This window comes from Blautia sp. NSJ-175, assembly GCF_022867815.1.
Lineage (GTDB): Bacteria > Bacillota > Clostridia > Lachnospirales > Lachnospiraceae > Blautia > Blautia celeris.
The window spans coordinates 82,190-106,339 of record NZ_JALIFQ010000004.1 but is presented as its reverse complement, the minus strand read 5'-3'; the positions used below and the strand labels follow the sequence as shown (position 1 = coordinate 106,339).

23 protein-coding genes are annotated in these 24,150 nt (G+C 46.4%); 1 reads left to right on the top strand and 22 read right to left on the bottom strand.

All coding sequences use genetic code 11. From position 1 onward, the window contains the following. The 5 genes from MUB35_RS07955 to MUB35_RS07935 all read right to left on the bottom strand — a co-directional run bounded on the left by MUB35_RS07955 (position 1) and on the right by MUB35_RS07935 (position 4,212). A complete protein-coding gene (locus MUB35_RS07955) occupies positions 1-702 on the bottom strand; it encodes a lantibiotic protection ABC transporter ATP-binding protein (RefSeq protein ID WP_244806018.1) in 702 nt (233 codons plus the stop codon). 127 nt (positions 703-829) lie between these two features. Further along, positions 830-2,062: an ABC transporter permease gene (locus tag MUB35_RS07950; protein WP_244806017.1), complete on the bottom strand. Its 1,233-nt coding sequence runs from the start codon at positions 2,060-2,062 to the stop codon at positions 830-832. Beyond that, positions 2,063-2,947, bottom strand: coding sequence for an ABC transporter ATP-binding protein (locus MUB35_RS07945; protein ID WP_244806016.1), 885 nt, complete (start codon positions 2,945-2,947; stop codon positions 2,063-2,065). It lies immediately after the preceding gene. Continuing rightward, positions 2,910-3,689 carry a hypothetical protein gene (locus tag MUB35_RS07940; protein WP_244806015.1) on the bottom strand — a complete coding sequence of 260 codons (780 nt, stop codon included), beginning with the start codon at positions 3,687-3,689 and terminating at the stop codon, positions 2,910-2,912. Before MUB35_RS07940 ends, MUB35_RS07945 begins: the two co-directional genes overlap by 38 nt. Before the next feature lie 4 nt (positions 3,690-3,693). Further along, positions 3,694-4,212, bottom strand: coding sequence for an RNA polymerase sigma factor (locus MUB35_RS07935; protein ID WP_227210276.1), 519 nt, complete (start codon positions 4,210-4,212; stop codon positions 3,694-3,696). Positions 4,213-4,490: 278 nt separating this feature from the next. Between MUB35_RS07935 and MUB35_RS07930 the strand changes: the two genes are divergently transcribed. Then, entirely contained in the window at positions 4,491-5,330 is an 840-nt protein-coding gene (locus tag MUB35_RS07930) for an Rpn family recombination-promoting nuclease/putative transposase (RefSeq protein WP_244806014.1), read from the top strand. Between the two features lie 288 nt (positions 5,331-5,618). On the opposite strand, the gene MUB35_RS07925 is transcribed toward MUB35_RS07930, so the two are convergent. The 17 genes from MUB35_RS07925 to MUB35_RS07845 form a co-directional block, all read right to left on the bottom strand. Beyond that, on the bottom strand, positions 5,619-6,068 hold the full coding sequence (locus MUB35_RS07925; RefSeq protein ID WP_244806013.1) for an Hsp20/alpha crystallin family protein: 450 nt from the start codon (positions 6,066-6,068) through the stop codon (positions 5,619-5,621). A gap of 436 nt (positions 6,069-6,504) precedes the next feature. Continuing rightward, the gene (locus MUB35_RS07920) at positions 6,505-7,425 is read right to left on the bottom strand and encodes a sugar phosphate isomerase/epimerase family protein (RefSeq protein WP_244806012.1); all 921 of its coding nucleotides are present in this window, start codon (positions 7,423-7,425) and stop codon (positions 6,505-6,507) included. 71 nt (positions 7,426-7,496) lie between these two features. Then, complete coding sequence (gene iolE / locus MUB35_RS07915; RefSeq protein WP_244806011.1) at positions 7,497-8,393, bottom strand: myo-inosose-2 dehydratase; 897 nt, start codon at positions 8,391-8,393, stop codon at positions 7,497-7,499. A gap of 2 nt (positions 8,394-8,395) precedes the next feature. Continuing rightward, a complete protein-coding gene (locus MUB35_RS07910) occupies positions 8,396-10,486 on the bottom strand; it encodes a cytidylate kinase family protein (protein ID WP_033143820.1) in 2,091 nt (696 codons plus the stop codon). A 168-nt stretch (positions 10,487-10,654) separates the two neighbouring features. Next, positions 10,655-11,485, bottom strand: a complete 831-nt coding sequence (locus tag MUB35_RS07905; protein WP_054351059.1) for a sugar phosphate isomerase/epimerase family protein — start codon at positions 11,483-11,485, stop codon at positions 10,655-10,657. A 104-nt stretch (positions 11,486-11,589) separates the two neighbouring features. Then, the gene (locus tag MUB35_RS07900) at positions 11,590-12,594 is read right to left on the bottom strand and encodes a Gfo/Idh/MocA family protein (RefSeq protein WP_033143802.1); all 1,005 of its coding nucleotides are present in this window, start codon (positions 12,592-12,594) and stop codon (positions 11,590-11,592) included. A 491-nt stretch (positions 12,595-13,085) separates the two neighbouring features. Continuing rightward, positions 13,086-14,114, bottom strand: coding sequence for a LacI family DNA-binding transcriptional regulator (locus MUB35_RS07895; protein WP_054350900.1), 1,029 nt, complete (start codon positions 14,112-14,114; stop codon positions 13,086-13,088). Between the two features lie 265 nt (positions 14,115-14,379). Beyond that, positions 14,380-14,604, bottom strand: a complete 225-nt coding sequence (locus tag MUB35_RS07890) for a hypothetical protein (protein ID WP_033143804.1) — start codon at positions 14,602-14,604, stop codon at positions 14,380-14,382. Further along, positions 14,601-15,833: a hypothetical protein gene (locus tag MUB35_RS07885; RefSeq protein ID WP_244806010.1), complete on the bottom strand. Its 1,233-nt coding sequence runs from the start codon at positions 15,831-15,833 to the stop codon at positions 14,601-14,603. Before MUB35_RS07885 ends, MUB35_RS07890 begins: the two co-directional genes overlap by 4 nt. Beyond that, the gene (locus tag MUB35_RS07880; RefSeq protein ID WP_054350895.1) at positions 15,826-16,521 is read right to left on the bottom strand and encodes an ATP-binding cassette domain-containing protein; all 696 of its coding nucleotides are present in this window, start codon (positions 16,519-16,521) and stop codon (positions 15,826-15,828) included. The genes MUB35_RS07885 and MUB35_RS07880 overlap by 8 nt, the downstream gene beginning before the upstream one ends. Further along, positions 16,518-16,682 carry a hypothetical protein gene (locus tag MUB35_RS07875; protein WP_186971053.1) on the bottom strand — a complete coding sequence of 55 codons (165 nt, stop codon included), beginning with the start codon at positions 16,680-16,682 and terminating at the stop codon, positions 16,518-16,520. The genes MUB35_RS07880 and MUB35_RS07875 overlap by 4 nt, the downstream gene beginning before the upstream one ends. A gap of 107 nt (positions 16,683-16,789) precedes the next feature. Continuing rightward, the gene (locus MUB35_RS07870) at positions 16,790-18,088 is read right to left on the bottom strand and encodes a sensor histidine kinase (RefSeq protein WP_227210271.1); all 1,299 of its coding nucleotides are present in this window, start codon (positions 18,086-18,088) and stop codon (positions 16,790-16,792) included. After that, entirely contained in the window at positions 18,085-18,804 is a 720-nt protein-coding gene (locus MUB35_RS07865; RefSeq protein ID WP_227210270.1) for a LytR/AlgR family response regulator transcription factor, read from the bottom strand. Before MUB35_RS07865 ends, MUB35_RS07870 begins: the two co-directional genes overlap by 4 nt. A gap of 121 nt (positions 18,805-18,925) precedes the next feature. Next, positions 18,926-21,022 carry an FtsX-like permease family protein gene (locus MUB35_RS07860; RefSeq protein WP_244806009.1) on the bottom strand — a complete coding sequence of 699 codons (2,097 nt, stop codon included), beginning with the start codon at positions 21,020-21,022 and terminating at the stop codon, positions 18,926-18,928. 1 nt (position 21,023) lies between these two features. Further along, positions 21,024-21,767, bottom strand: coding sequence for an ABC transporter ATP-binding protein (locus MUB35_RS07855; protein WP_244806008.1), 744 nt, complete (start codon positions 21,765-21,767; stop codon positions 21,024-21,026). 320 nt (positions 21,768-22,087) lie between these two features. Continuing rightward, on the bottom strand, positions 22,088-23,137 hold the full coding sequence (locus MUB35_RS07850) for a galactose ABC transporter substrate-binding protein (protein WP_244806007.1): 1,050 nt from the start codon (positions 23,135-23,137) through the stop codon (positions 22,088-22,090). Positions 23,138-23,175: 38 nt separating this feature from the next. Beyond that, the gene (locus tag MUB35_RS07845; RefSeq protein WP_244806006.1) at positions 23,176-24,150 is read right to left on the bottom strand and encodes a substrate-binding domain-containing protein; all 975 of its coding nucleotides are present in this window, start codon (positions 24,148-24,150) and stop codon (positions 23,176-23,178) included.

Below are 24,150 nucleotides of genomic sequence, written 5' to 3'. Positions count from 1 at the left end.
TTAATCCCTCCCGTTCCTTCTCACCACATCCATAAACAGCTCTTCCAGATCTTCTTCCCGGGCGACATCCCCCTCATATCCCAGCACGCCGCCTGCTATGATACCGATGCGGTCTGCAGTCTGCTGCACTTCACTCAGGATATGGCTGGAGAGGATCACCGTTATTCCCTGCTCGGGGAACCACCGGATCAGGTTTCTGAGTTCCTGGATTCCGATGGGGTCTAGTCCGTTGGTGGGTTCATCCAGAATCAGAAGCCTGGGATTTCCCAGGAGCGCTGCGGCAATCCCCAGACGCTGTTTCATTCCATAAGAAAACTGTCCGGCTTTCTTTTTTCCCGTGTTTTTCAAATCCACCGTATCCAGGACCTGACGGATCCTCTCGTCCGGAAGTCCCAGCTGCAGAGTATGTACCCTCAGGTTTTCCTCTGCTGTGAGATTTTCATAAATAGGAGGATTTTCGATCAATGCGCCAATCTGGTTTAAATCTTTTCTGCACCACTCATGATCTCCAAAATAAATTTTTCCTCCTGTTGGTCTCAGCATTCCTGTGATCATTTTCAGGATCGTGGATTTTCCTGCGCCGTTTGGACCGAGAAGGCCGTAGATGCATCCCTCCTCTATGGCAAGGGAAACTTTGTTCACCGCCTTGTGCCCCTTGAATGATTTACTCAGATTCTCTGTTCTCAAAATATATTCTTTCATGTGCTTCCATCCTTTCTATTGAAAAATCGCCTGCAGATATCTGTTTGTTTTCAGGCTTTTTCTTATATTCAGGATAGAATGTAATTTTAAATTTTCTATAAATACACATAAAAAATCCGGGGTTTTTCTATTTATTCACCTGATGATGCTTAAAGGCATATCCCGATGCAAGGATAAATCCTGCAATACAGAGCACATCCACCACAAACAGCATGGCCGGCAGACCGATCACCCTTCCGGGTACGTTATATGCCAGATAATCTGTAAAACGAAATTCTGTTATTTTAGACGGCAGCAGTGCCAGAACATGCTTCCAGAGGTATCCCCCTGCGCTTTCATAGAGAAAGCTTGGTATCAGGACCAGCAGAAAATCAGTGATAATGACACCATAGCTGTTCTTAAAAACAGCAGAGAGCAGCAGAGTAACAGCAGTCATGCACAGCACGGCCCCATAGCCCAGCAGCACAACCAGCAGTACAGCCTGCCACATGGTCAGGGAATAGCTGATTGGATTTGCAGTGTCATACGCCTGTATGGGCAAGTTTCCTCCCTGAGGGCCGAATATCATCAGGTAAATGCCTGCATAAGCCAGTACGATTCCCCAGTATACTGCCGTTGCATAGAGAACTGCGGAGAGTATTTTTGCCCTTACCAGCCTGTTTTTCCCATAGCGCATGGTAAGCAGCAGGGAATCTGCGCCGGTCTGGTATTCCCCTGCAAATAGCGGGGCGATTCCAACACAGATAAGCGGCATGATCAGTATGATCCAGCCGGCGGAATTTATCATGCTTTTCCAGAATTGAAAGTTACCCAGCTTTAAATCTTTGACCTCCGCATCCTTTTCCAGCCAGTAATCTTTCTGGTTTTCCTTTATCATGCCCGTCTTTACAAAGCCATCCAGTTCTATGGCAAGCTGCTCACTCCGGCTCTTATAGAAGTCTTTTCCCATGTTCCTCTGAAATACTTCTTTCATGTTCAATTCTCTGCTGCTGCCCTGATAATTTGTCATCAGAAGAGAAAAAAAATCCCGGTTTCTTCTGTAAAGTGTCCCGTACAGCTCCTCATTCAGAAAATCGGTCTCCTCCTTACGGGAATTCGTCTGGGGATCCTCCGTGCAGTCCAGATACTTCTGCATAAACTGCTCCACATTTTCCTGGGTAACCTGCACGGTGGGCAGCTCTTTCAGGGTCTTCACTGCCTCCATTCCGGAAACACTGTTTCCCTTTTCATCTACTGCATAGGTCTGCACAATAACAGAATAGACGCAAAACAGCAGGAACAGGCAGCAGCCCAGTACGGTAAGCTGGTTCAGTCTGCTTCCCCATATTTTTTTCCATTCATATCTCACCAGACGCTTCATCTACCATCTCCTCCTCTCATCCACCTCATCGTAAAATACACTCAGGTACAGATCCTCCAGATTCGGTTCTGCCCTCACTGCTGCTTCCATTGGCTTTGTCGGACTGACAGCGCGCAGACGGATCTGTTTCCCCTGGTGATGAGAATTTACCACACAGATACTGCGGTCCAGATTTTCCAGTTCCCTCTCCGTGGTCTCGCACTCCCATACCTCTCCGCTGATGGTCTCCGTCAGTTCCGTCACGGTACCGTTCATGATAAATCTGCCTTTTTTCATAATCAGGATCTTATCCGCTATATATTCCACATCCGAAACGATATGCGTAGACAGAATAACGATCCGGTCCTTTGAAAGACCGGAGATCATATTCCTGAAATATGCCCTTTCCTTAGGGTCCAGTCCCGCGGTGGGCTCATCCAGGATCAGTATCCTGGGATCATTGAGAAGGGCCTGCGCAATACCAAGCCTCTGCTTCATACCGCCGGAAAATGTACGGATTTTCCTGTCCGCATCCCCGGAAAGATGGGTCAGCTCCAGAAGTTCTTTTGTCCTTTTCTTTGCATAGGACGGCAAAAGTCCCTTCACTGCTGCAATATAGAGCATAAAATCCCGGGCCGTAAAACTGGGGGAATAACCAAATTCCTGGGGAAGGTACCCCAGTAAATCCCGGTAGTCCTCCCCCATCTCTATATTATTGCGCCCGTCCAGCCTGACCTCCCCGGATGTGGGTGTCACAATGCCGCACAGCATCTGCATAAGTGTTGTCTTACCCGCACCGTTGGCTCCCAGAAAGCCGTATATACCTTCCTCCAGCTCCATATTCACCCTGTCCACTGCGATTTTATTTTTAAACTGTTTTGTCAGCCGTTCCATAGTTAATTTCATGATAATTTCCTCCCATATATTTCAAAAGCCTGTTGATTTCCCGTATTGTGACCGCCATACCCAGAGCTGCTGTGATACCCCAGGCAAAAACCCGGTCTGTCTCATAGACCGGAATGGAAGTTGACCGCAGCATATTTATTACAACAACCAGGAAGCCTCCCCATGCCGTGCAGTACCAAAGCGCATTTTCATCCCTGCACCGTCCCAGCACTGCCATGCATCCTGCGCACATAACACTGAAAGGCGCCGCAAAATATAAAATGGCCTGCAAAAAAAGTCCCGCTGTTACACCGCTTGCGAGAAAGGCGCCTGCCAGGCACACTGCCCCGTCCAGACCGCCGAAGAGCAGCAGGCGCACCAGGAGCTGTTCCCTCAAAGAATATCTGGCTGTCTGCAGGATTTCCCGCATGCCGGGCCTGCAGATATGGCACAGTTCATTGACATTTACCAGACATAATATGGGGGCTGTCACGGATATGAGCGGCCAGGCACTGCTGTCAAACCGCAGTTCTGTCTCCAGGATTCCCAGAAGCAGAAGCCCTGTGAGAAGCAGTTTCAGTGCCCAGACTCTTTTACTGATAAAGTGAACCTGTCCTGCAAAAAATTCCGCTTTTGTCACGCGCTTCCTCTCCGGGTGAAGGTCTGCTTCTTTGGCAGCCGAGAGCGTCCGCAAAAAGGCATCCTCCTCATAGTCCGGTATGGGTATCTCCCTGATTTTCTTACTCAGTTTTCTGTCCTTCATGTCTTCACTCCTCCCACCTGGTTTTAATATATTTTTCTGCCAGCTTCAGCCTGTAACGGACTGTGGATACAGGCATAGAGACAATCCCGGCGATATCAGACAGCCGCAGATTCTGATAATAGCGAAGAAGTATCAGCTCTTTCTCCGGTTCCGGAAGTCCGCGGATGATTTCCTGCAGCGTAAGCCTGTCACTGATATTCTCAGTTCCGGAAGAAAAACCGTCTGCAGTCTGCTGCATATCTTCCTCCTCCAAAAGGACTTCCTTTCTCTTTTTGTAATGGTCTTTTATCAGATTGCCGGCTGTCACATAGAGATAATTTTTCAGCTTCCCGGTATGCTCATAGCTGTCCAGATTCTGCAGAAACCGCAGAAAGACATCCTGGGTCAAGTCCTGAGCCGTCTGTCTGTCCTCCACGCGGCAGTAACAGTACGCATAGATATCCCGGTAATATTCTTTTATGAGGATTTCCAAGGAATCCTGCCGGCCGCTTCGGATGTTCTTCAGAATTTTCTTTTCGGACATGGGATTTTCCTTTCTGCTGTATGGTATCTATAGTATATAACGATTGAAAGACAGAAAAAAACAAATCATTTAAAAAATATCGGGAACGGATGGGCCGAACAGAAAAGGCGCAGACCTGCTGAACCGTTATTTTTATTTTAATTTTATATTTTATATATTTATATTTTGCAAAACTATATAATTTTAACGCTTTAAGTAATTGTAAATTTGCTTTATATCCGTTATAATATACACACAGACAGATTGCTTTCGTGTCATATTTTCCGGGAGGATACCATATGGCAAGGAAGAAATTTGAACAGTTAAATTTACAGGATGCATTTTTGTTTTCTGCTGCACTGGAAGATCCGGAGACATGCCGGCTGATATTGGAATTGTTTTTAGGATATCCGATTAACAATATAACCGTACATGCGGAACACAGCATTCTGCTCACCTCTGATTTCAAAAGCGTCCGGCTGGATATCTATGCCAGCGACAAGATAAAGGTGGGGTATAACCTGGAAATGCAGAATAAAAATGAGAACAATTTACCGAAAAGGTCAAGATACTATCAGAGTGAATTGGATGTAACCTCCCTGAAACCCGGGGAAACTTACAACGATCTGAAGCCCAATTACATTATTTTCATCTGCACGTTTGACCCTTTTGGCAAGGGTCTGTACAGGTATACCTTTGAAAACCGCTGTCTGGAAACAGATATGGCACTTGGAGACGAGACACAAAAAATCTTTTTCAGCACAAAAGGGAACAATCCTGAAGATATCTCAGAAGAATTGGCTGCATTTCTGGAGTATGTAGAGAACAGCACAGATCAATGCGCAGCGAAGACTCAAAGTGAAACTGTTCATAAAATCCATAATAAGATCAAAGAATTGAAAAAGAATCGGGAAATGGGGGTAAAGTATATGTTGTTAGATGAGCTGATCAAAAGTGCCGAGAAAGAAGCTGCTGCTGAAAGTCTTGCCAAAGGCCTTGCTGAAGGAAAGAGCAAAGAACAGAGCCGTTACAGCCGGTTAATTCTCCTTCTGGCAGATGATGGAAAGAACGATCAGATCGTAAAAGCCGCTTCTGACGTACATCTGCTGGAATCTCTGTATCGGGAATACGGATTATAATCTTATACTCACCGTCTCTCCAAGCAATTTTCTGCCCTTTGGGGCTCTGTTATTTTCAAATCATACAAGGCGGATGCGAACCATCCGCCTGTCTGAATATTTCTATCATTAAATTCCACAAAATCAAAAAATATGATGCGAAACTCTGTCTGTCATATTATCACCCGCCAAAACCATAGGAACGTAGATTTCTCCGAAGACGCGCATGACTCCAGATGGAACGTATAACTGTCAGGACGGAACATAAAATCCGCTGCGCACTTTTCGGCGCAGCGGATTCAAATAGTTTCAGCCTTCAATAGCAATATATTCCTGCTGTTCCACAGCTTTGGCATCCTTTTTCGGAATAGCCAGTTTCAAAATTCCATCCTCGAATTTTGCATGAATATCCTGCTCTGTCACATCCTCACCCACATAGAAGCTTCTGCTCATGCTTCCTGAATAACGCTCACGACGAATATATCTGCCATTTTCATCTTTCTCTTCCTTGTCTGAAGTTTTCGCGGCCCGGATGGTCAGGTAACCATTCTTTAACTGGGCATTTATATCCTCTTTCCTGAATCCGGGAAGTTCCATGTCCACCTCATAGCCATTTTCTGTTTCCCGCACATCTGTGCTCATGCCATAACTGCCGCCATTTTCAAAAAGAGAATTGTTCTTTCCAAAAAGACCCCTTCCGAACGGGAAATCCATCCAGTCATCAAATAAATTTTCTCCAAAAATACTGGGCATCAACATAAGTCATTTCTCCTTTCTTTCTATGACAAATTATTTTATTACTTCTTCAGAGAATCCCTGTTGTTATAAACCAGGAAATAAATTGTTACTGTTCACTGCGTGCACAGCAACACGCTTGGCGATGCACAGATATGGAGCATTCTGCTCCATATCGCGCGGGCTGCCTCGGGATTTTCATGCCTTCGGCCTGAAAGCACCTCGCGGGACAATGACATGTGAACAATATCAATAAATTTTCTTTTCCTTTGTTCTAGCTGTAATATAACACTTATATATCATATTGTCAAGCACACGATTTAGAATTCACATTATTTTCACATTTTGAAGGACAGCATATAGAACCATTTTACCGGCACTGCCCAATGAAAAACCGGCCCCTCCACATGGTATACTGCCATATGAAAAAGCCGGTTTGCTGTCAGTCGTTAATTATATATTATTTTCCCAGAAGTTCTCTCTCGATCCTCTCTCTTGCCTCCGGTGCCTGTTTATCCATTTTCTCAGGAAAACCGAACATGGAGACGCAGGCGATATTGTCACCGCCCACTTTCGGGGCATTTTCTTTCATTTGTTTATTTGCAAAATCCATATCACGCAGAGTTTCAAAGATGCCGTCAAAATCCACATCTCCTTCCCCCATTGCCAGGTGCTGATGAATGGTCACATCTGCTTTTCCCCGGCCGTTCAGCCACGGCGGATTGGCGATGTAACGGCAGTCCAGTGTCTGATTAAAGGTATCTGCAAACAGTACATGGGTCAGTTCATCTCCCGCATATCTCAGCATGGAACGCACATCCCCTTTGCCCTCGTCATAGAAGAAGCCGTGAGGGGAAGAATATACATATCCCAGATTTTTGGAACGGAAGGATTTTACCAGGTCACAGGTCTCATTGTTCAGCTCGCAGAAATCATAGGGATGGGACTGGATTTCCACACGGATGCCTTCCTTCTCTATAATAGGAAGCAGTTCCTCCATAGATTTGAACCACATGCCATTGCAGATTTCCTGCTGGTTCGGGTCTCCGGACAGCTCTGTGTTGATGACCTGGACACCCATGTCCACTGCAATCTCAATCATACGTTTCCAGTTGGCAACCGCGAACTGTCTCTGCTCTTCCGTGGGGCCTGACCAACGGTATACAACGATGAAAGATGAGATCTCCACGCCTGTCTCCTTCAGAGCCTGCCTGTATTCCTGTTCGCACTCTTTTGAAAAAAGCGGATGTTTGTAAAACGGATTGATTCTCGGATGGGGTGACTGTTCAATATATTTGTATCCCCAGTCTGCAACCTGATGGACCATACGGTTGATGTCCATCTGTTTTGCCAGTACGTCCACGTCAAATGCGATCTTCATATTGATTTCCTCCTAATCTTTATTCTCTGATACCTCCCGGTAAGAATACCGGGAGGTGCAGACTGTTTTGATCATAAACCTGTTTTTTCCGCAATATAAGCTCTTGCCTTCTTTGCATATTCCAGAGGATTGGCCTTTGCGGGGTCCTGCTCAGCTTCCACAACAACCCAGCCTTCGTATCCGGCCTCCTCAAGAATTTTGAAGATTGGTGCAAAGTCCACATCTCCGTCTCCGGGTACGGTGAACACGCCTTCACGGACACCTTTTAAGAAGCTCCATCTCTCGTTTCTGGATTTCTCCACCATCTCTCTGCGGATGTCTTTCAGATGTACATGTTTTACTCTGTTTACATATTTCTTCAGCACATTTTCCGGATCAATGCCTGCAAAGGACAGATGTCCGCTGTCAAAAAGAAGGAATACCAGCTCAGGGTCAACCATTTCCATGAAACGGTCAATCTCCTCCTCTGTCTGCACAACAGTTCCCATGTGATGATGGAAAGTAAGTGTCATGCCCTTGTCCTTCGCTATTTTTCCCAGCTTATTCAGGCCTTCCGCAAGCAATTTCCACTCCCGGTCATCCATGACATATTTGCCTTCCCAGACAGGCTGCTCCATCTTTCCCTGGATGCTGTAGCTCTGCTCGGATACGCCGATCACTTTTGCGCCCATTTCCTTCAGAAAATCCGTGGCTTTGATGAATTCCTTCTCTGTCTCCTCATATGGTCTGGAAATGAGGAAGGAGGAGAACCACTGGTTGCAGATTTGGATTCCTCTTAAATTAAGGGCTCTTTTCAGTACCTCTGTATCTGTGGGATATTTACCGCCCACCTCGGAGCCTGTAAATCCGGCCAGAGCCATCTCACTGACGCACTGCTCAAATGTATTTTCTTTGCCCAGATCAGGCATGTCATCATTGGTCCATGCAATGGGAGCGATACCCAGTCTTACTTTGCTTTTATCCAACATTATCAATTTCCTCCCTTACTGCTCTCTTCTTTGTTCCTAATGTAATCAAGAATCATGGAAACTGTGCCCTGTACACCGGTCTTTGATACATTGACAACCATATCGTAATGTTTCGGGTCATCACGCCGCATGCCGGTGAATTTCTCATAATAGCTGTTCCGCATCTCATCCTTCTCTTTCAGTTCTTCCAGAGAAATGCCGCCGTAATATTCCCTGCCTTCTTTTTCCCTGTATTCATCATCTGCATAGATGAAGAAGGAATAGGTGTGTTCCTGTCCGCCAAGGATAAAGTTTGCACATCTTCCCAGGAATACGCCGGGCGCGCTTCTGGCAAGGCCTTTGATGATCCGGCTCTGTTCTTCAAACATTTTGACAGCGTTCATATCATCCGCTACACCTGCCTGTGGGTAGGCATACGGAGAGAATGTGGGCTCTTTGTCCCCATAGTTATAATTATCCAGATATTTCTGCACTTCCTCCAGATTGGAAGTTTCCATTCCCATCTTCTCTGCCAGCAGACAGATGATCTGACGGTCATAGACACGGCAGTTCAGTTCTTTTGCGATTTCCTCCGCAATCTTTCTTCCGCTGCTGCCATATACACGGCCAATGGCCACATTGATCTTATTCTCAGAGTGCGCTGCCACCGGAATCTCTTCCAGCCCGTTCTTTCCTTCTCTGGAAATCAGCTCGCGCATCATCTTATCATACATTTTATCCAGCTTATAACATGCTGCTATGATAAACATGATCACCCAGATGGCGATGGGCACATACAGATAAAAGGTCTTGATGGCGGAGATCGCAGATGCTGTCTGCTCCGCTGCTGTTGCTTTCAGTCCGTCAAATGCTGCCATGGAAAGAATTGCGCCCATGATAGCGGATGTAAAGCCTGAACCTGCTTTCTGTCCCATACTCATGGAGGAGAACATAAGGCCTTCCACGCGGACACCTGTCTTCCAGTGGCCATACTCAATGGCATCACTTGGCAGGGAATACTGTACGCCGTAGAACGGTGCGATACCAAATCCTCTCATAATACAGGTTGCGACACCTAACGGAACACTTGTGATGTTCAGAAGGAAGAGAAGCTGTCCTGCAATACCCAGGATACATCCGGCGCAGATCAGGTTTCTCTTGCCGTATTTCGGAAGCAGTTTCGGAAGCATTGCAATACCGATGATAGTGGAAATCTTCTCTGCTGCGGAAAGCGGCATAACCAGATCCACATCATTTAACACGTACTGACAATAATAGGTCAGATCTGTACCGATGATGATCTGATAAGCAGTATAGAACACCATCAGGCCAAGGGCGATAAGGAAATATCTGTTGGTAACCGTAACTTTGAAAGCAGTCCAGAACGGAGTGTTTTCTTTTTCCTTTTTGCCGCCGGATGCCTGTACACGTTCCGTACAGGTGCAGTATGTATTGATCAAAACGAATACGGATACAATGGCATATGCCGCAGTCACAAGTATCCAGGCCATCTGCTGGTTGTCAATCAGTTTTGCCACTTTATTGATCAGAGGCAGGGTAAATGCTGTGATGATCATACTTGCCGTAATAGAAAGCACCATACGGATGTTGCAGATCACGTCCCTCTCTCTCCTGTCACGGCTCATAAGTGAACCAAGTGCATGGAAAGGCTGGCTGATTGCGGTATATACCACTGTGTTCATAATGTTATAAGTTACAAATGCATAAATAATCTTCCCCATATCCCCCATGGGAGGCATGGTAAACAGCAAAATGGCTGCCAATGCATACGGGATCGCCAGTCGGAGAATCCAGATTCTGGCCTTTCCGTATTTGGAATGGGTCCTGTCAATAATAGTTCCCATGAGCACATCGGAAAATCCGTCAAATACCCTGGAGAGCAGCATGATCATACCCACTGCGCCTGCAGATATGCCTACCACGTTCGTGTAGAAATATATCAGCAGTGTTGTTGTCATCGTATACATCAAAGTCAGCGCCGGGTCACCAAAACAGTACGCCAGCTTTTCCGACATTGGGACTTTGATGAATTCATTCATATCTTTACCCTTCTGCTTAAAATTCAGCAGTTCGGGAATTCCTCCCTTTGCCATACTATCACCTTTTACAGGGCGGAGCTTACCCATCCGCCCTGCTCCTTCCTCTCATTCTGTGACAAGTCCTGCGCTTTTCTGTCTTCACATTCAGCGTATGGAGTTTGCACAGCCTGTCATTTTTGCTTATCCCATCTCCTTATGCCCTGCAAAGGGCACATATATCGTTTAGAAATATTTTTCTACAAATGCCTTAGTCACTTCAGCAGCTTTTTTCACGTTCTCCTCATGGGACATAGCGTAATATTCCGGACGGAACTCTTCGATCGTGCACACGCCGTCGAATCCGATCTCTTTTAAAGCTGCAGCGATTCCCGCATGGTCTACCACACCTTCTTCCGGCCACAGACGTTTGTCATCGCCGCAGGAGCCAAGGGGCAGGTCTTCGCAGTCATTTAAGTGGTAAGCAAAGATTTTCTTGCCGTCTGCTGCTTTTAAATCTTCCAGTTTAGAGCACATTTCATGGAAATGGAAGGTGTCAACTGTGATACCTACATTGTCACGGTCTACTGCTTTTACCACATCATATGCTGTGCCGAACTGGTTGATGGAACAGTTTGGTGCACCGCAGAACTCCAGGGAGATTTTCATATCAGCGCCTACTTTGTCTGATAAATAGCGGAGTCTTTCCACAGCTTCTTCCTTGATTTCACTGACGCTTTTGTCTTTTACGTCAAAATTCGGAACTGTGATCAGCATTTTCATACCAATCGCTTTGGAAACTTTCAGGATGAAATCCACTTCATCGTCGATTTCTTTTTTACCTGCTTCGTCTCTCTGGTTGAAATAGATCAGGGTGTTGTATGCCCATGGTTTCAGATGATGGTTTTTGAACCAGTCAGCCAATTCCTCCAGGGTATGCTCCTGCAGATAATCTTTTACGCAGTCAAAACGAATCTCAATATAATCAAATCCGTATTTTTCACACATTTCCATATCAGCCAGAAGGGACTGTCCTTTACATTCCAGTGCTGTTGCCTCATTAAATCCAAGTTTCATAATATATACCATCCTTTCGGTTTTTGTCTTATTCATGCCGGATGCTTTGTCTGGTGCATCCGGCTTCATTTCTATTGTATTTCGGTTTATTGCCGTACTTCGGCTTATTTATAAAACTCCGGTTTTTCAACTGCAGCGTTGATCTGTTCTACTGCGCCTGTCTCCTGTGCTTTCACAAGTGCGTCTGCTGTGATAGCTGCCAGGTATCCGTCCCATGCGGTCGGTCCGTTGATCACGCCCTCAGCTGCAGCATCAACCCAGTCCTGAACCTCTGTATCATAAGCGTCTTTGAATCTTACGAAGCAGTCTGTGTCGATGGTTGTGGCAACGGCTGCATTTTTGCGGATGCTTGGGTAAATCGGTGAAGGCATCTTGATCGCGCCGTCTTCACAAACCACTTCACAGTTGATGTCATATCCGAATTTGCAGTTTACAAATACTTCAACATCGATGCATACCCCCTTTTTAGTGCGGAGCAGCATGATCTGCGGGTCTTTTAATTCAGAGTGAGAATATTTTGTCACTTTCGGCATAATAACCTGTGCGGATTCATACTCATCATCCACTAACCAGTGAAGCACGTCAATCTCATGGATTGCTGTATCATGAACAGCCATTGGAGTTGTGTAGTTGGTTCCGACTTCCGGATTTCTGTGTGTGCAGTGAAGAATCAGGGGCTCGCCGTATTCACCGGATGTGAGGGCTTCCTTCACCTGCATATAGCCTTTGTCGTATCTTCTCATAAATCCAAGCTGGATCAGATGTTTTCCTGATTCCACCTCAGCCTCAACTACCTTCAGGCAGTCCTCAGCAGTTGTGCAGAGCGGTTTCTCACAGAAAATTCTCTTTCCTGCCTTGATGGCTGCCAGAAGAGATTCTACATGTGCGAATCCCGGAGATACAATGAACACTGCGTCCACATCAGGGTCGTTGATCAGTTCGTTTGCATCTGTGTATACCTTTGCTCCGCAGATGGCTGCCGCCTGTTTTGCACTCTCCTCAAATACGTCTGATACTGCGACTACCTCAGCTCCCTGAATCTTGTTTGTCAGTCTTTTGATGTGATCCTTACCCATTCCGCCGCATCCGATAACTCCTACTCTTAACATAATACATATCCTCCATTTCTCTTTTTCATTGTTTCCCAGTTATTTGTTTTTTTGTTTTTGTTCTTTCTTGATGATGCAATCATACCATAGCGTTCACGTGAACGCAATAGTTTTTTTGTACAAGATTCACAGTCTATTTTTATTAACTTTTGCTAATTGATAAAAAACAAACAATGTTTTTGTGCATGTTGTCTATTATTTCCAGTTTTATCCTGGATGACAGACTGGACTTTTGTTTATTTTTACTTTAGCTTAGTAATGGAGCATTATTATTTATTCTTTTCCAAGCTATATTTATGGTAATTTTTCTATCATTTATGGATTATAATGATTAAATCTTGAGTATATATTAGTAATGTAAAGTGCGTGCACGTATGTTTTTTCTTTTCATTTGGAATAATCGGCTGAAGTGCCTCAGATACTTTTTTCCGGCGGATATGTCATTTTTCTGTATTAACCACAGTATGACCGCCTGAAAAGCGGTCATACTGCTACAAATTATATCTGTTTTTTATCACAATCTCTGCATACCGGTAAACAGATTCCGGTTTTTCATCATCAAAAAGTAAATGGAACAGCATCATCACCGGTTCATATCCCTGCATATAGGAATCCTGGCCGATGAGAAAATTGATGGCTCCCCGTTCTACCCATTTTTTATTCTCATCCAGAAAATCGTTGCCTATTACTTTGATCTCCCGTTCCTTTTCCTGTTTTACCAATGCTTCGCAGACGCCCTTTACTGCGGTTCCTGTCACGTAGATTCCCTTCAGATCCGGGTACTGCTCCAGCAGCTCCTCCACGATTTTGGCTGCCACCCACTCGTCATCATAGGAATATTTTGTTCCCACAAGCTGGATGCCGGGAAAGCTCTCCAATATCTCGGACTGAAAGCCCCTGATCCTGTTGTTCAGCGCAGGGTTGGAAATATGGCCGGAGATCACAGCCACCTCCCCTTTACCGCCTGTGATCTCTCCCATTAACCCGGCTGCAGTCCTTCCGCTCTGGATGGTATTCTGTCCCACAAAGCATATCCTTTTCGTATCCTCAATATCCGAGTTAAAGGTGATAATAGGAATGCCATACTCCTCGGAAAACTGATTGATCATCTTCTTGAGCATGGTATCTTCGGACGGAGACAGGGCAATGCCCGAATACTCCTGCTCCTTCATTTCCTGCATGATTTCCATGACACGGCCTGCATCCACGCCGTCCACACGAAAAATCTCCACAGTACCGCCCAGACTTTCCACCTCCTGTTTGGCAGCTTTCATCCCCTCATAGACCTGTACCATGAAAGGGGTCTGGGCTGACTGCATGATGATCCCGATTTTCAGATTCCGCTTTGCCATAACAAGGGCCCTGCCCGCAAGACTGGGCTGATACCCCATTTCCTTTGCTATATTCTTTATCTTCTCCGCCACTTCCGGCCGGACTCTTCCTCTGTCCTTCAGCGCCCGGTCCACCGTCCCTCTGGACACCCCGGCCGCTTCCGCTATCTGCTGTAATGTTACTGGCATAATAATCCTCCTGCCCAAAATGTACTCGTGCACGCACTTTTGTCTTATTATATCTCTTTTAACAGCGATATGCAAGGGCAAAGATAGGAAAAGGACCGGACAGAAGCTCCTCCCGTTATTGTTCACATGCCACTGTCCCGCGAGGTGTTTTCAGGCCGAAGGCATGAAAATCCCGAGGCAGCCGGCGCGATATGGAGCAAAATGCTCCATATCTGTGCATCGCGAAGCGTGCTGCCGGGCACGCAGTGAACAGTAACTCTTCCTCTCATTTCCCACCGAAGGTTTTTCTTAATTTCTCCAGCTCCCATGGCTGTTCTACCCAGTTCTCCACGTATCCGCAGTCGCAGCAGACGTAGCGGATCACCGGTATTTTTCCCAAGAGTGTCATTGTTGTGGTATAGATATTATTTCCGCTGGCATACCGGAAGTTATCCGGTATGCGTACAATGTTGTGTGATGCACACTTCGGACATTTATGTGTCTCCTTCATATTCTCTCACCTCTCACTTTCACTGCCAGCCAGCCCGCCTCCCCGGCAAGAAGACCAAGCATCACATAACTCATCACAGGCCATGTGCTGACCAGGACTGCACATAGGAGCATGATCACGGGCACGCAGTATTTCCTGGGATGATGGTACAGGTCACTTTCAATTTTCCATTTTGTCAGCGGAAATTTCCACTCCAGCGCTGTGAGAAGCAGGGCGCTGTGAAGGATAAAAAGCAGAGCGGTAAAGGCCTCTCCCATCCCCACTTCCGGGAACTGTACTGCACAGGAAAGGAAAAATACAGATTCCGGCACCAGTAAATTACATGCTATAAATATGCCATAAGGAACAGCAAACCGCCCAATCTGTCCGGGCAGCATGCGAATCCCCCGGCAGAGCCTGCGGTCTGAGGACAACAGAATCGACACCGGCGTGTTCAGGGACAACAGGGCAAATCCCATGGGCATCATGCTTATGCCGCCCATTTTAGGAATAAAAAAGGAGAACATCAGGCCAAGTCCGCACAGAGCCAGCGTGTTCACCATATAATTGCCGTGTGAGGCCATATACCGGAACAGGTACCGTAGTACATTTCCCTTTTTTCCGTCTCCTGTCAGGCTTCCCACCCGTTTTGCAGCTCCTGTACGGGACCGGCAGAGTAAGCAGGGGTCAGCTCTTCCAAGCAGCACCGCCAGTACGCCCATAGAGGCAAGCACCAGAAACATCCGGCTGTATTTTCCCGCTCCCAAAACAAGGAATCCTTCTCCCGCTGCCAGCACTGCTGCTGCCGGAAATCTTTTTTTACAAAGCAGCCAGTATCCCGCCGCCGTACAGAAGCAGACCTGAAACGCGCAGATAAGGCCGTTTACAAGTTTCCACGGCTCAAAGCCGGACACTGCCAGAAGAACGGTCAGCAGAAACGCTGTTTTCGTCACCACGGTATAGACGGCAAGGGCCGCAGCAAAGGCCCGCACTGCCTTACTGCCGGTAACCGGAAGCATCAGAACACCGCGCAGATCCACACGATTCTCCTCTGAAGACAGGGCTTTCCACATAACACCAGCCGAGAACACCAGCAGGATCAGATAAAAAATCTCTTCCCTGATGACTATGCTGCCCCAGACGGCATAAGTGGCGGTAACTCCGATCCCACAGTATAAAAAAGACCTACCAGCGCGTTCCCAGCGCTTACCCAGCAGCTTTTTTAAGAACACTGCAAAAGTCTCATACATGACGAAGCACCTCTCTTATATCCCCGTTTTCTTTCCATTCCCTGTCCTTAAGCTCCTCCATGCTTCCGTTCTTCAGAAGCAGAATCCTGTCCGCTGTAAGAGACACACTTTCCAGCACGTGGGAAGAAAAGAAAACCGTCCCGTGCTCCTTATATTCTTTGATCTGCGTATACAAAAATTCCGTACTCTGAAAATCCAGCCCGTTAACCGGTTCATCCAGGAAGAGAAGCTCCGGGCGCAGCGCAAATGCTGTGATGAGATACACTTTCTTTTTATTACCGGTGGACAGCTCTTTTATCAGTACATCTTCATATTTCTCAAAGGAAAACCCCTGCACCAGCGTTTCTATATCAGGAACCTGCCTCTTGTATGTGCCGAACACATAGGCCAGATATTCCCGAAATGTAAAATATCCGAAAGGCGCCTCCCCGTCAAAAACAGCATATCTGCGTGACATAAATGCAGGATTTCTCAAAGAGATATCTTCGCCCTCCCATTGGATGTGTTCTGCCTGAAACCGGTCATGAAGGCCGCAGAGACAATTGAGCAAGGTGGTCTTACCCGCACCGTTCAGCCCGATCATCCCCACTGCCTCATGTTCCTGTAACTGAAAGGTCAGATTCTGCAGAACCGGCTTCTCTTTCACATACCAGGCGGTAAGGCCTTTTACGGAAAATTCTGCTTTCATTTGTCCTCCCTGTCCTTTCCCAAATGATATGCCGAAAGAAGAAAACAAGCTCCCAGCACTATATACAGAATACCAAACCAGATATTTGCCGAGAGAAAGCTTACCAATGCTGCCAACAGCCAGATGATTCCAAAGAATAAACGAAAGTAATAATGACGCATATTTGATTCCTCCTCTTTGCTTTTTTCTATGGTCTTATCATAGCACAGAGGAATCCGCTGTACGGATTTGGGCGTAAATGGAGGCATTTTGTCCGCAAATGGAACCCTTACCTCTCCTCCTGTTCCCGGTAATGCATAACTGCCGCAGCGGTAAACACAGAGTCCTTCCAACTGTTTTGCAGGGTACCGTTATATTTTTCCACTGCGGCGGCAGCGCTCTTCAATCCCCATCCGTGAAGGGATTTGTCCTCTTTTGTGGTCATCCATTCCCCATTTTCCCGCACAGGCTGTTTTTCACAGGTATTTTGAACCTTTATGACCAGCATATGATTGATGCGCCGTATGGTCAGCCAAATGCTGCGTCTGCTGTCATCCTCTGCCTGCCCTGCCGCTTCCAGTGCATTGTCCAGCAGATTCCCGAGAACCGCACATAAATCAGCGCTGCGTATGCCCGTCTGCCTGGGAAATTCTATATTGATCTCCATATGGATCTGCTTTTCCTTTGCCGCCATCAATTTGCTGTTGATCAGGTAATCCATGGTTTCATCCCCGGTCCATACTGTTTTGGCAATCCTCTTGACAGGCCCCTGTATGTCCTCCAGATAAGCGGATGCCTCCTCTGTTTTTCCCTCCCTGAGAAGCTGTCCCAGAATTGTCATATGGTTGTGAAAATCATGAAAAAGCCTTGCATTACCCGCATAGATTTCATTGAGCCGCCTGTAATCCCTCTCTAAAAGCTCCTTCTGGGTAGATTTTAATTCTGCCAGCTCCTTTTCCCTCTCGTACTGCCTCTGCGTATAATACACCAGCATTCCCATGAGAAGGACCATGGCAAATATGAGAGGAGCCAGCATTTCCTCTTCTCCTATGGGAAGAATATTCTGCTCCGTGAGCGTCACTGTCAGTATCAGTCCCGCAACTGCGGTCCTGGACAGTATCTGCCGGACAGACTTCTCCTCCTCCCTTTTTTTATAAAGAAAAAAGGATAACACACCTGTGAGCACACAAACGATCCAGTCCGCAGCCAGATTTCCCCCTGTCCCTCTGCCCGGCAGGGTATCCATGCGCAGTATAACACCAATAGCTCCGCATAGGATAAACTTCCACAGGCTGAGTGCCATTGCATATTCTACAGCCAGAAACAGAGCCCTTTTTCTCCTGATTCCATAAATCCATGCTCCGGCAGATGCCGCCAGAATAACCTGCACAGTCAATATCGGAAATTCCGGCACTTTCAGTATAAAAAGAAGACCTGACAAGGCTGCCAGGAAAAACGCTGTCCCCAATACCGCTGTATGGCTTTTTTCTTTCCTGCCGCCGTCCCAGGTACGGATGAGAAAGAAGTACAGCAAAATGCAGATACTGTCTGTAAAAAAGCCGGAAACCAACACCATCCATCCCATCATATATGTGCCCCCCAATACGCTGTGATCTGTTCTTTTACCCCCTGCATATGGGAACGGCTGACAGGCAGCTCCTCCCCGTTCTTTAAAACCAGTGACTGCTTCTGTAGCTGCATAATGTGGATGATATTTGCGATACAACCCCTGTCCGTGAAAATAAATTCTTCTGCCTGCAGTTCCTCATATACCTGCTGCAGACTTTTCCGGACTTTCGAGATTCCCCTGGAAGTGTGAAACACAGAATTTTTTCCATCCTTCATAATGTAATAAATGTCACGATACATTACCTTTTCCAGGGAACTACCGTTTTTTATGGTATAGGAATCTCCCTCTTCAAGCAAAAGCAGCCTGACAGCGTCCGTGATGGCTGCTGTCAGGCGTTTTTCCATATCATTTTTCGGAACATAGCGGAATATGGCGAGTTCATATGCGTCAATGGCATATTCCAGATGGGAAGTGATGAAAATGATCTTCACATCCGGCAGAAAAGGCTTTATTTCTGCCGCCAGTTCCATGCCGTCCGTATCCGGCATCTCGATATCCAGAAGGATCAGATCATAATGAAATCCATCCTCGGAAATGTCATACAGCAGATTCCGGCTGCTTGTATAGGTCGTTATCTCTGCCGCGGCCCCGCAGGTCTTCAGGCACTGCCTGGTATATTTCTCCGACAGGGCAACTGCGGATGCCTCATCGTCACAGACTGCTATTTTCAGCATATCCTTCCCCCTCTTCGTCTCCGTCTTTCTTATATTATAGGGGATAGGATACGCTTGTGCAATGGCATAACCACTTTTGCCCGAAAACGCCTCGCGGTACAGCAAAACGTGAACCGTACTTTTAAATCTCCAGAACACCTGCTGCGTTCTTCATGGAAATCTTGTACAAAGCAAACTGATAGAGTCCTATCAGGGCAATGACTGTCAGCATCAATCCGGCAACTTTTATTTCACCCGTTGTCAGAATGCCGTCATTCTGCCACAGAAGGAGCAGCTCATATAAAAACATCAGAAGACATCCCATGATCGTAGGCAGTACAAAGGTTTTTGCCAACTGGCTTTTCAGAAGCCTGCGCAGGTATTTCTTATTTGCACCCAGCTTTTCCAGATCTTTGAATATCTGGCTGTTTTTCATGGCTGCGTTCTGGCTTCTTGTGTATAAGATAATACTTTCAGCAGCCAGGCATATCACAGCGATGTATGCAAACAGCAGTAAAAAGATGGCACGTCTCATAATACTGTTTTCCTTTTCCATCGGCACAATGGAGGGCTTGTAGAGCCAGTCTGCCTCTAAAGCAGGCCTTTTGCCGTCATAAATACCCGGAAGATCGTATCCATATTCCTCTCCCTGCACTTTTGCCTGATATGCATTGTATGCCCCAATATGATTCATGCTTTCGGGGGCCCTGCTGCAGAACTGTTCATAGAGATCTTTGCTGAATGCGTAGGTCTCTTTGCTGTCTTCCACCTGAAACAGTACCTGGCGGATAATCTTGTCTTGGCTGATATCTGCCTTCAGCTTTTCATAGTCCGCATCATTCAGGATATACCTGGAATCCTCACCATACCCTGCTCCTATCACAAGAGAGCGGTATATCTCCAGTCCGTCATATTCCATAGAAATAAAATCTTCTTCATTCTGCAGATAAAGCCTGGTTGTATCGTCAAATCTGTTAAAAATATTTTCATAGCCCGATTTTGACTGGATTACCCTGTAATGCCCCTCTGCAATCTCGGTCTCTTTTCCTGTCATGGCTTCAAACTGCGCTGCGCTGATACATTCGTAATAGAAATATTTTTCGTTGTATTCCTCAATCATATTATTATTTTCATCCATGTCCTCACGGTTTACACCGTCCCCCAGAACCTGGATAAATTCCGCCTCCCGGTAATCCTGCACAGATACCTGATACTTATCTGCCATGGCAAACACTTCTTCCTCTGACAGTTCATCTGCATCCATGGGATAGCGGTAAGAGATATCGTCTTCATATTCTCCGTAATTGTCACCTCCCTGAAGCGGCAGATAAAAGACGCCAAACTGTACTCCCATAAGCAGTAATGCGATCACCAGCATATTTCTGACAATGGAACCTCCCTGGAATTTTAACATGCCGTAGGATATCATGTTATCATAATATTTCTGCGCATTCTTTCCTTTCCTGTGTGAGGCAATGGAGTAGACCAAAATCCGGTAAAGCCCAACAGCGGCCAGAATATAAAACAAATTGGTCCAGGCCCCCATCCAGTGTCCGCTGATGTTAACGGAGAGGATAGGCACAAAATATCCTATAAAAACCCCCACAAGAATCATCACGATACCGGATATCAGGTAAGATAATGTGATGCCCTTTCGCAGCGGCTCCTGTTTGCGCTGCTCATTGATGATATCCATAACGTTGCTTCTCTTCATAAAACGCACACACATCACAGCCACACAGATAATCAGGAGCATGCAGTAGACAATTCCTCCTGCGATTCCCAAAAATGAGAGGGAGAAGTGGTTATCATTCCCGCTGCTTGCAATATGCTCAAAAATAACACCGATAACACTTGCAAGACCAATGCCAAGCAGAATTCCCACAACGGAGCATCTGACCATCATCTTGCCGATCTCTGTAAATAAAGCCCTGCCAAGCTTACTTTTCCCGGCACCAAGTGCAAGGAAAATCCCTGTCTCTCTGCTCTTATATCTCAAAAACAGACTTGCCGCGTAGATACTGAACATAATGCAGCCTGCTGCTGCAAGGAAGAAGATCATATCCGCTATTTTTCTGGAGTCCCCCCCATTCGGCAGTGTTTTCTGCACCAGGTCACTCCCATACATAACAAGATACGATGTGATCAAAAGAATGGACAGGGACATGCAGAACTGGAACTGCATATATTCCTTTTTGTTGTTTTTCCGTAATTTTGCAAATAATCCGCTCAGCTTCATTCTATTCACCACCGTTCATTTTTCTCAAAACATCTAAAAGCTCTTCCATGAATTCCCTGTGATTTCCATTACTGATCAATTCTGTATAGACGGTTCCGTCCTTCATCACGATCACCCGGTCACAGTAACTGGCAGAGAAACTGTCATGTGTCACCATAAATGTGGTTGCATTCAATTCCTTCTGCGCCTCCAGAAAAGCTCCGATCACTGCTTCGCTGGAACGGCTGTCCAGATTACCGGTAGGCTCATCCGCAAGGATCAGAAGCGGATTGTTCATCAGCGCTCTTGCCACTGCGGCACGCTGCTTCTGGCCGCCGGATATCTCTGCCGGAAATTTGCCGGCGATATCGGAGATCTCAAACATTTTCAGAAGCTTCTCCGCTTTTGTCTCCATCTGCCTGTACGGTTCCTGGTGGATGACTTTCGGAACACATACATTTTCAAAAACATTCAGCCCGTCCAGAAGCATAAAATCCTGAAAAACAAATCCCAGCTTTTCGTTTCTTATCTTGGCGATCTGCTCCTCTTTCATATTGGAAATATTGACCCCGTCCAGCAGGATTTCTCCTTTGTCGTGAGGGATGAAGCAGGAAATGCAGTTTAAAAGGGTTGTTTTCCCGGAACCGGACGGCCCCATAACTGCCACGAATTCGCCTTCCTCTATGGAAAATGAAACGTCCTTTAACACCTCGTAAGTGGTGTTCCCTGTCTTGTAGCTCTTGTATAAATGATTTACCTGTAACATATGTAATCCTCCCTGTTTTCTATAAATTTGTAGTCGTTCAAATATTTTGAACTGATACGGAAATTCAGCCGTTAAGAAGCTTTTGATGAGCCGGACGGCTGTTGTTTGTATGTATTTATTCTATCGAAAAAAGGGAATCGATTACAGATGAGTGAATGACAAGTTTGACATGATTTTTGTAAAGTTTTGCATTTGATGACAGATTTGTATTTTTTTAATTTAATAAAAACCGGAGAATGCCAAATGCATTCCCCGGTCAGAGTTCGCCTGTTCACTTCCTTCCTGTGCATATCTCCATGCAGAAAGACCGCAGCCTACGTTTATCTGTAATTTGCGGGTTCCGGCAGATAATCCTCCACGTTATCCATCGTAACCTTAGAATAAGGCAGATAGATATACTTATCCTTCTCGAACTTAATATCTTCCATCCCCTTACCTGACACAAGGGCAACTGCCAGCTCTGCCATAGCCTCTGCCTGTCCTTCTTTATCGTTATATACCGTTCCGGACATTTCCCCGTCCAGGACTGCCTGGAGTCCCACATCCGTGCCGTCGATCCCAAAAAATACCGGAAGGGCAGATTCTGAATAATTCAACTTCTTGTAGGCATCAATGGCGCCCAGCGCCATATCGTCATTGTTGGCTAAAACAAGCTCTATCTTATTCTGGTACTGACTGATCAGCAATAACATCCTGTTCTGTGCCTGGGCACGATTCCAGTTCGCGATTCCATAGCTCAGTTTCTCCAGTTCAATGCCGTTGTTTTTCAAGGTATCCACCGCGTTTTCCGTGCGGATGATGGCATCCTGATGGCCGGGTTCTCCTTCCAGCACTACATACTGGATCCTGCCGTCCTTGTTGCGGTCTATGCGGCTGTCTGCCTGTATTACGTCTACTGCCAGTTCCCCCTGCATGACTCCGGACTGCTTTGCCTCTGCGCCCACATAATAAAGACCGTCCCACTGCATCAGATCCTCAGCAACGGGTTCCCTGTTAAAAAATATGATAGGCACATTATTATCCCTGGCAAGGTCAATAATCTCCGATGGGTCCGCCCGATCCACCAGGTTTACACAGAGGACATTACAGCCCGCGTCAATCAGTTCCTTCACCTGGTCATTCTGGGTCCTCTGTGAACCGGCGGCGTCCCTAAGTGTCACAGTGGTCTTAAACTCCTCACTTCCATAGTCACTGAGCTTTTCTTTAAAACAAGTGATCAGCTCATCCAGGAAGGTATCACTCTGATTATAGCAGATCACCCCCGCGTGAACCTTGTCAGACACAGCCGGCTGCTGCTCTTGGCAGGCACATAAGAGCTGTGTACTCATGCAGAAGATCAATCCTGCTGCCAATATGTTTTTTCCTCTCATACTATACCCCTGATTTTTCCGGCCGCTTAAAGCGTACTCTACTGGCTCATTGTAAAAAGAACTTCCTGATTCTCTTTTGAAAACAGTGTATCCCTGCGGATCACCGTATAGGAAACAGTTCTGTTCTGCATCGTGTGAAAATAATCATCCAGACTTTCAGCCGTCTCGGTAAGACTTTGATATCCCACATTAAATTCATCGGGCACCACCAGGCATTCCGCAAAGCCTGTGTCCAGATAATATACCGCCTCCGTGGAATTGCCGATTCCATACACCAGAGCTCCGTGCAGATTCTTGGCTGCAGAATATTTACCGGCTGTCCTCAGACTGTTGTCATCCAGCGCAATGACAAAATCCACTCTCGAACGGAACTCCAGCGCATTTTCGTCTGTCTCCGAAAAGGAATCATATACAGACCAGCTTATCACAGCGCCTGTGTCTTTCAATCCATCGAGAAATCCTTTCTCCCGGTTGGCTGCCGCTTCCGAATCAGCGGTCTCTGAGAGGATTCCCACTGTCTTACCTTCTATATTTCCGCTGTAATCTTTCAGCAGTTCCTCCGCCAGGGCCGTGCCCATGGCATAGTGGTCCGGCTCTGTGACCGGCAGGGCGGAGTCCTCTTTTTTCTTTGACGCTGTACACCCTGCCAGCATGACAGGAACTTTCTTTTCCACATCTCTTAACATGTTTTCCGTGTCAGCATCCGGAGCGGGCTGTACTATAATTGCATCTGCCCCGTTCTCAATCTCGCGTTCGATCAGGCTCTTTTCCTCCTCTGCAGTCAGTGTGCCCCCCGTGCTGACGACAAACATTTCTATTTTCCGGTCCTCCGCTGCCATTCTGAGCCCGTATTTGAATGCGGACCACTGGTTGTCATCAGAATTTTGGATGATCACGGAGACCTTGTCAAGATCCCTGCCGTTTTTCTCCTGAAGCATGACAAAGGCCAGTACAATCACCATTGCGGCCAGAACCGCTTCTATCAGAATAAACAATCTTTTGCTGTTTTTCAT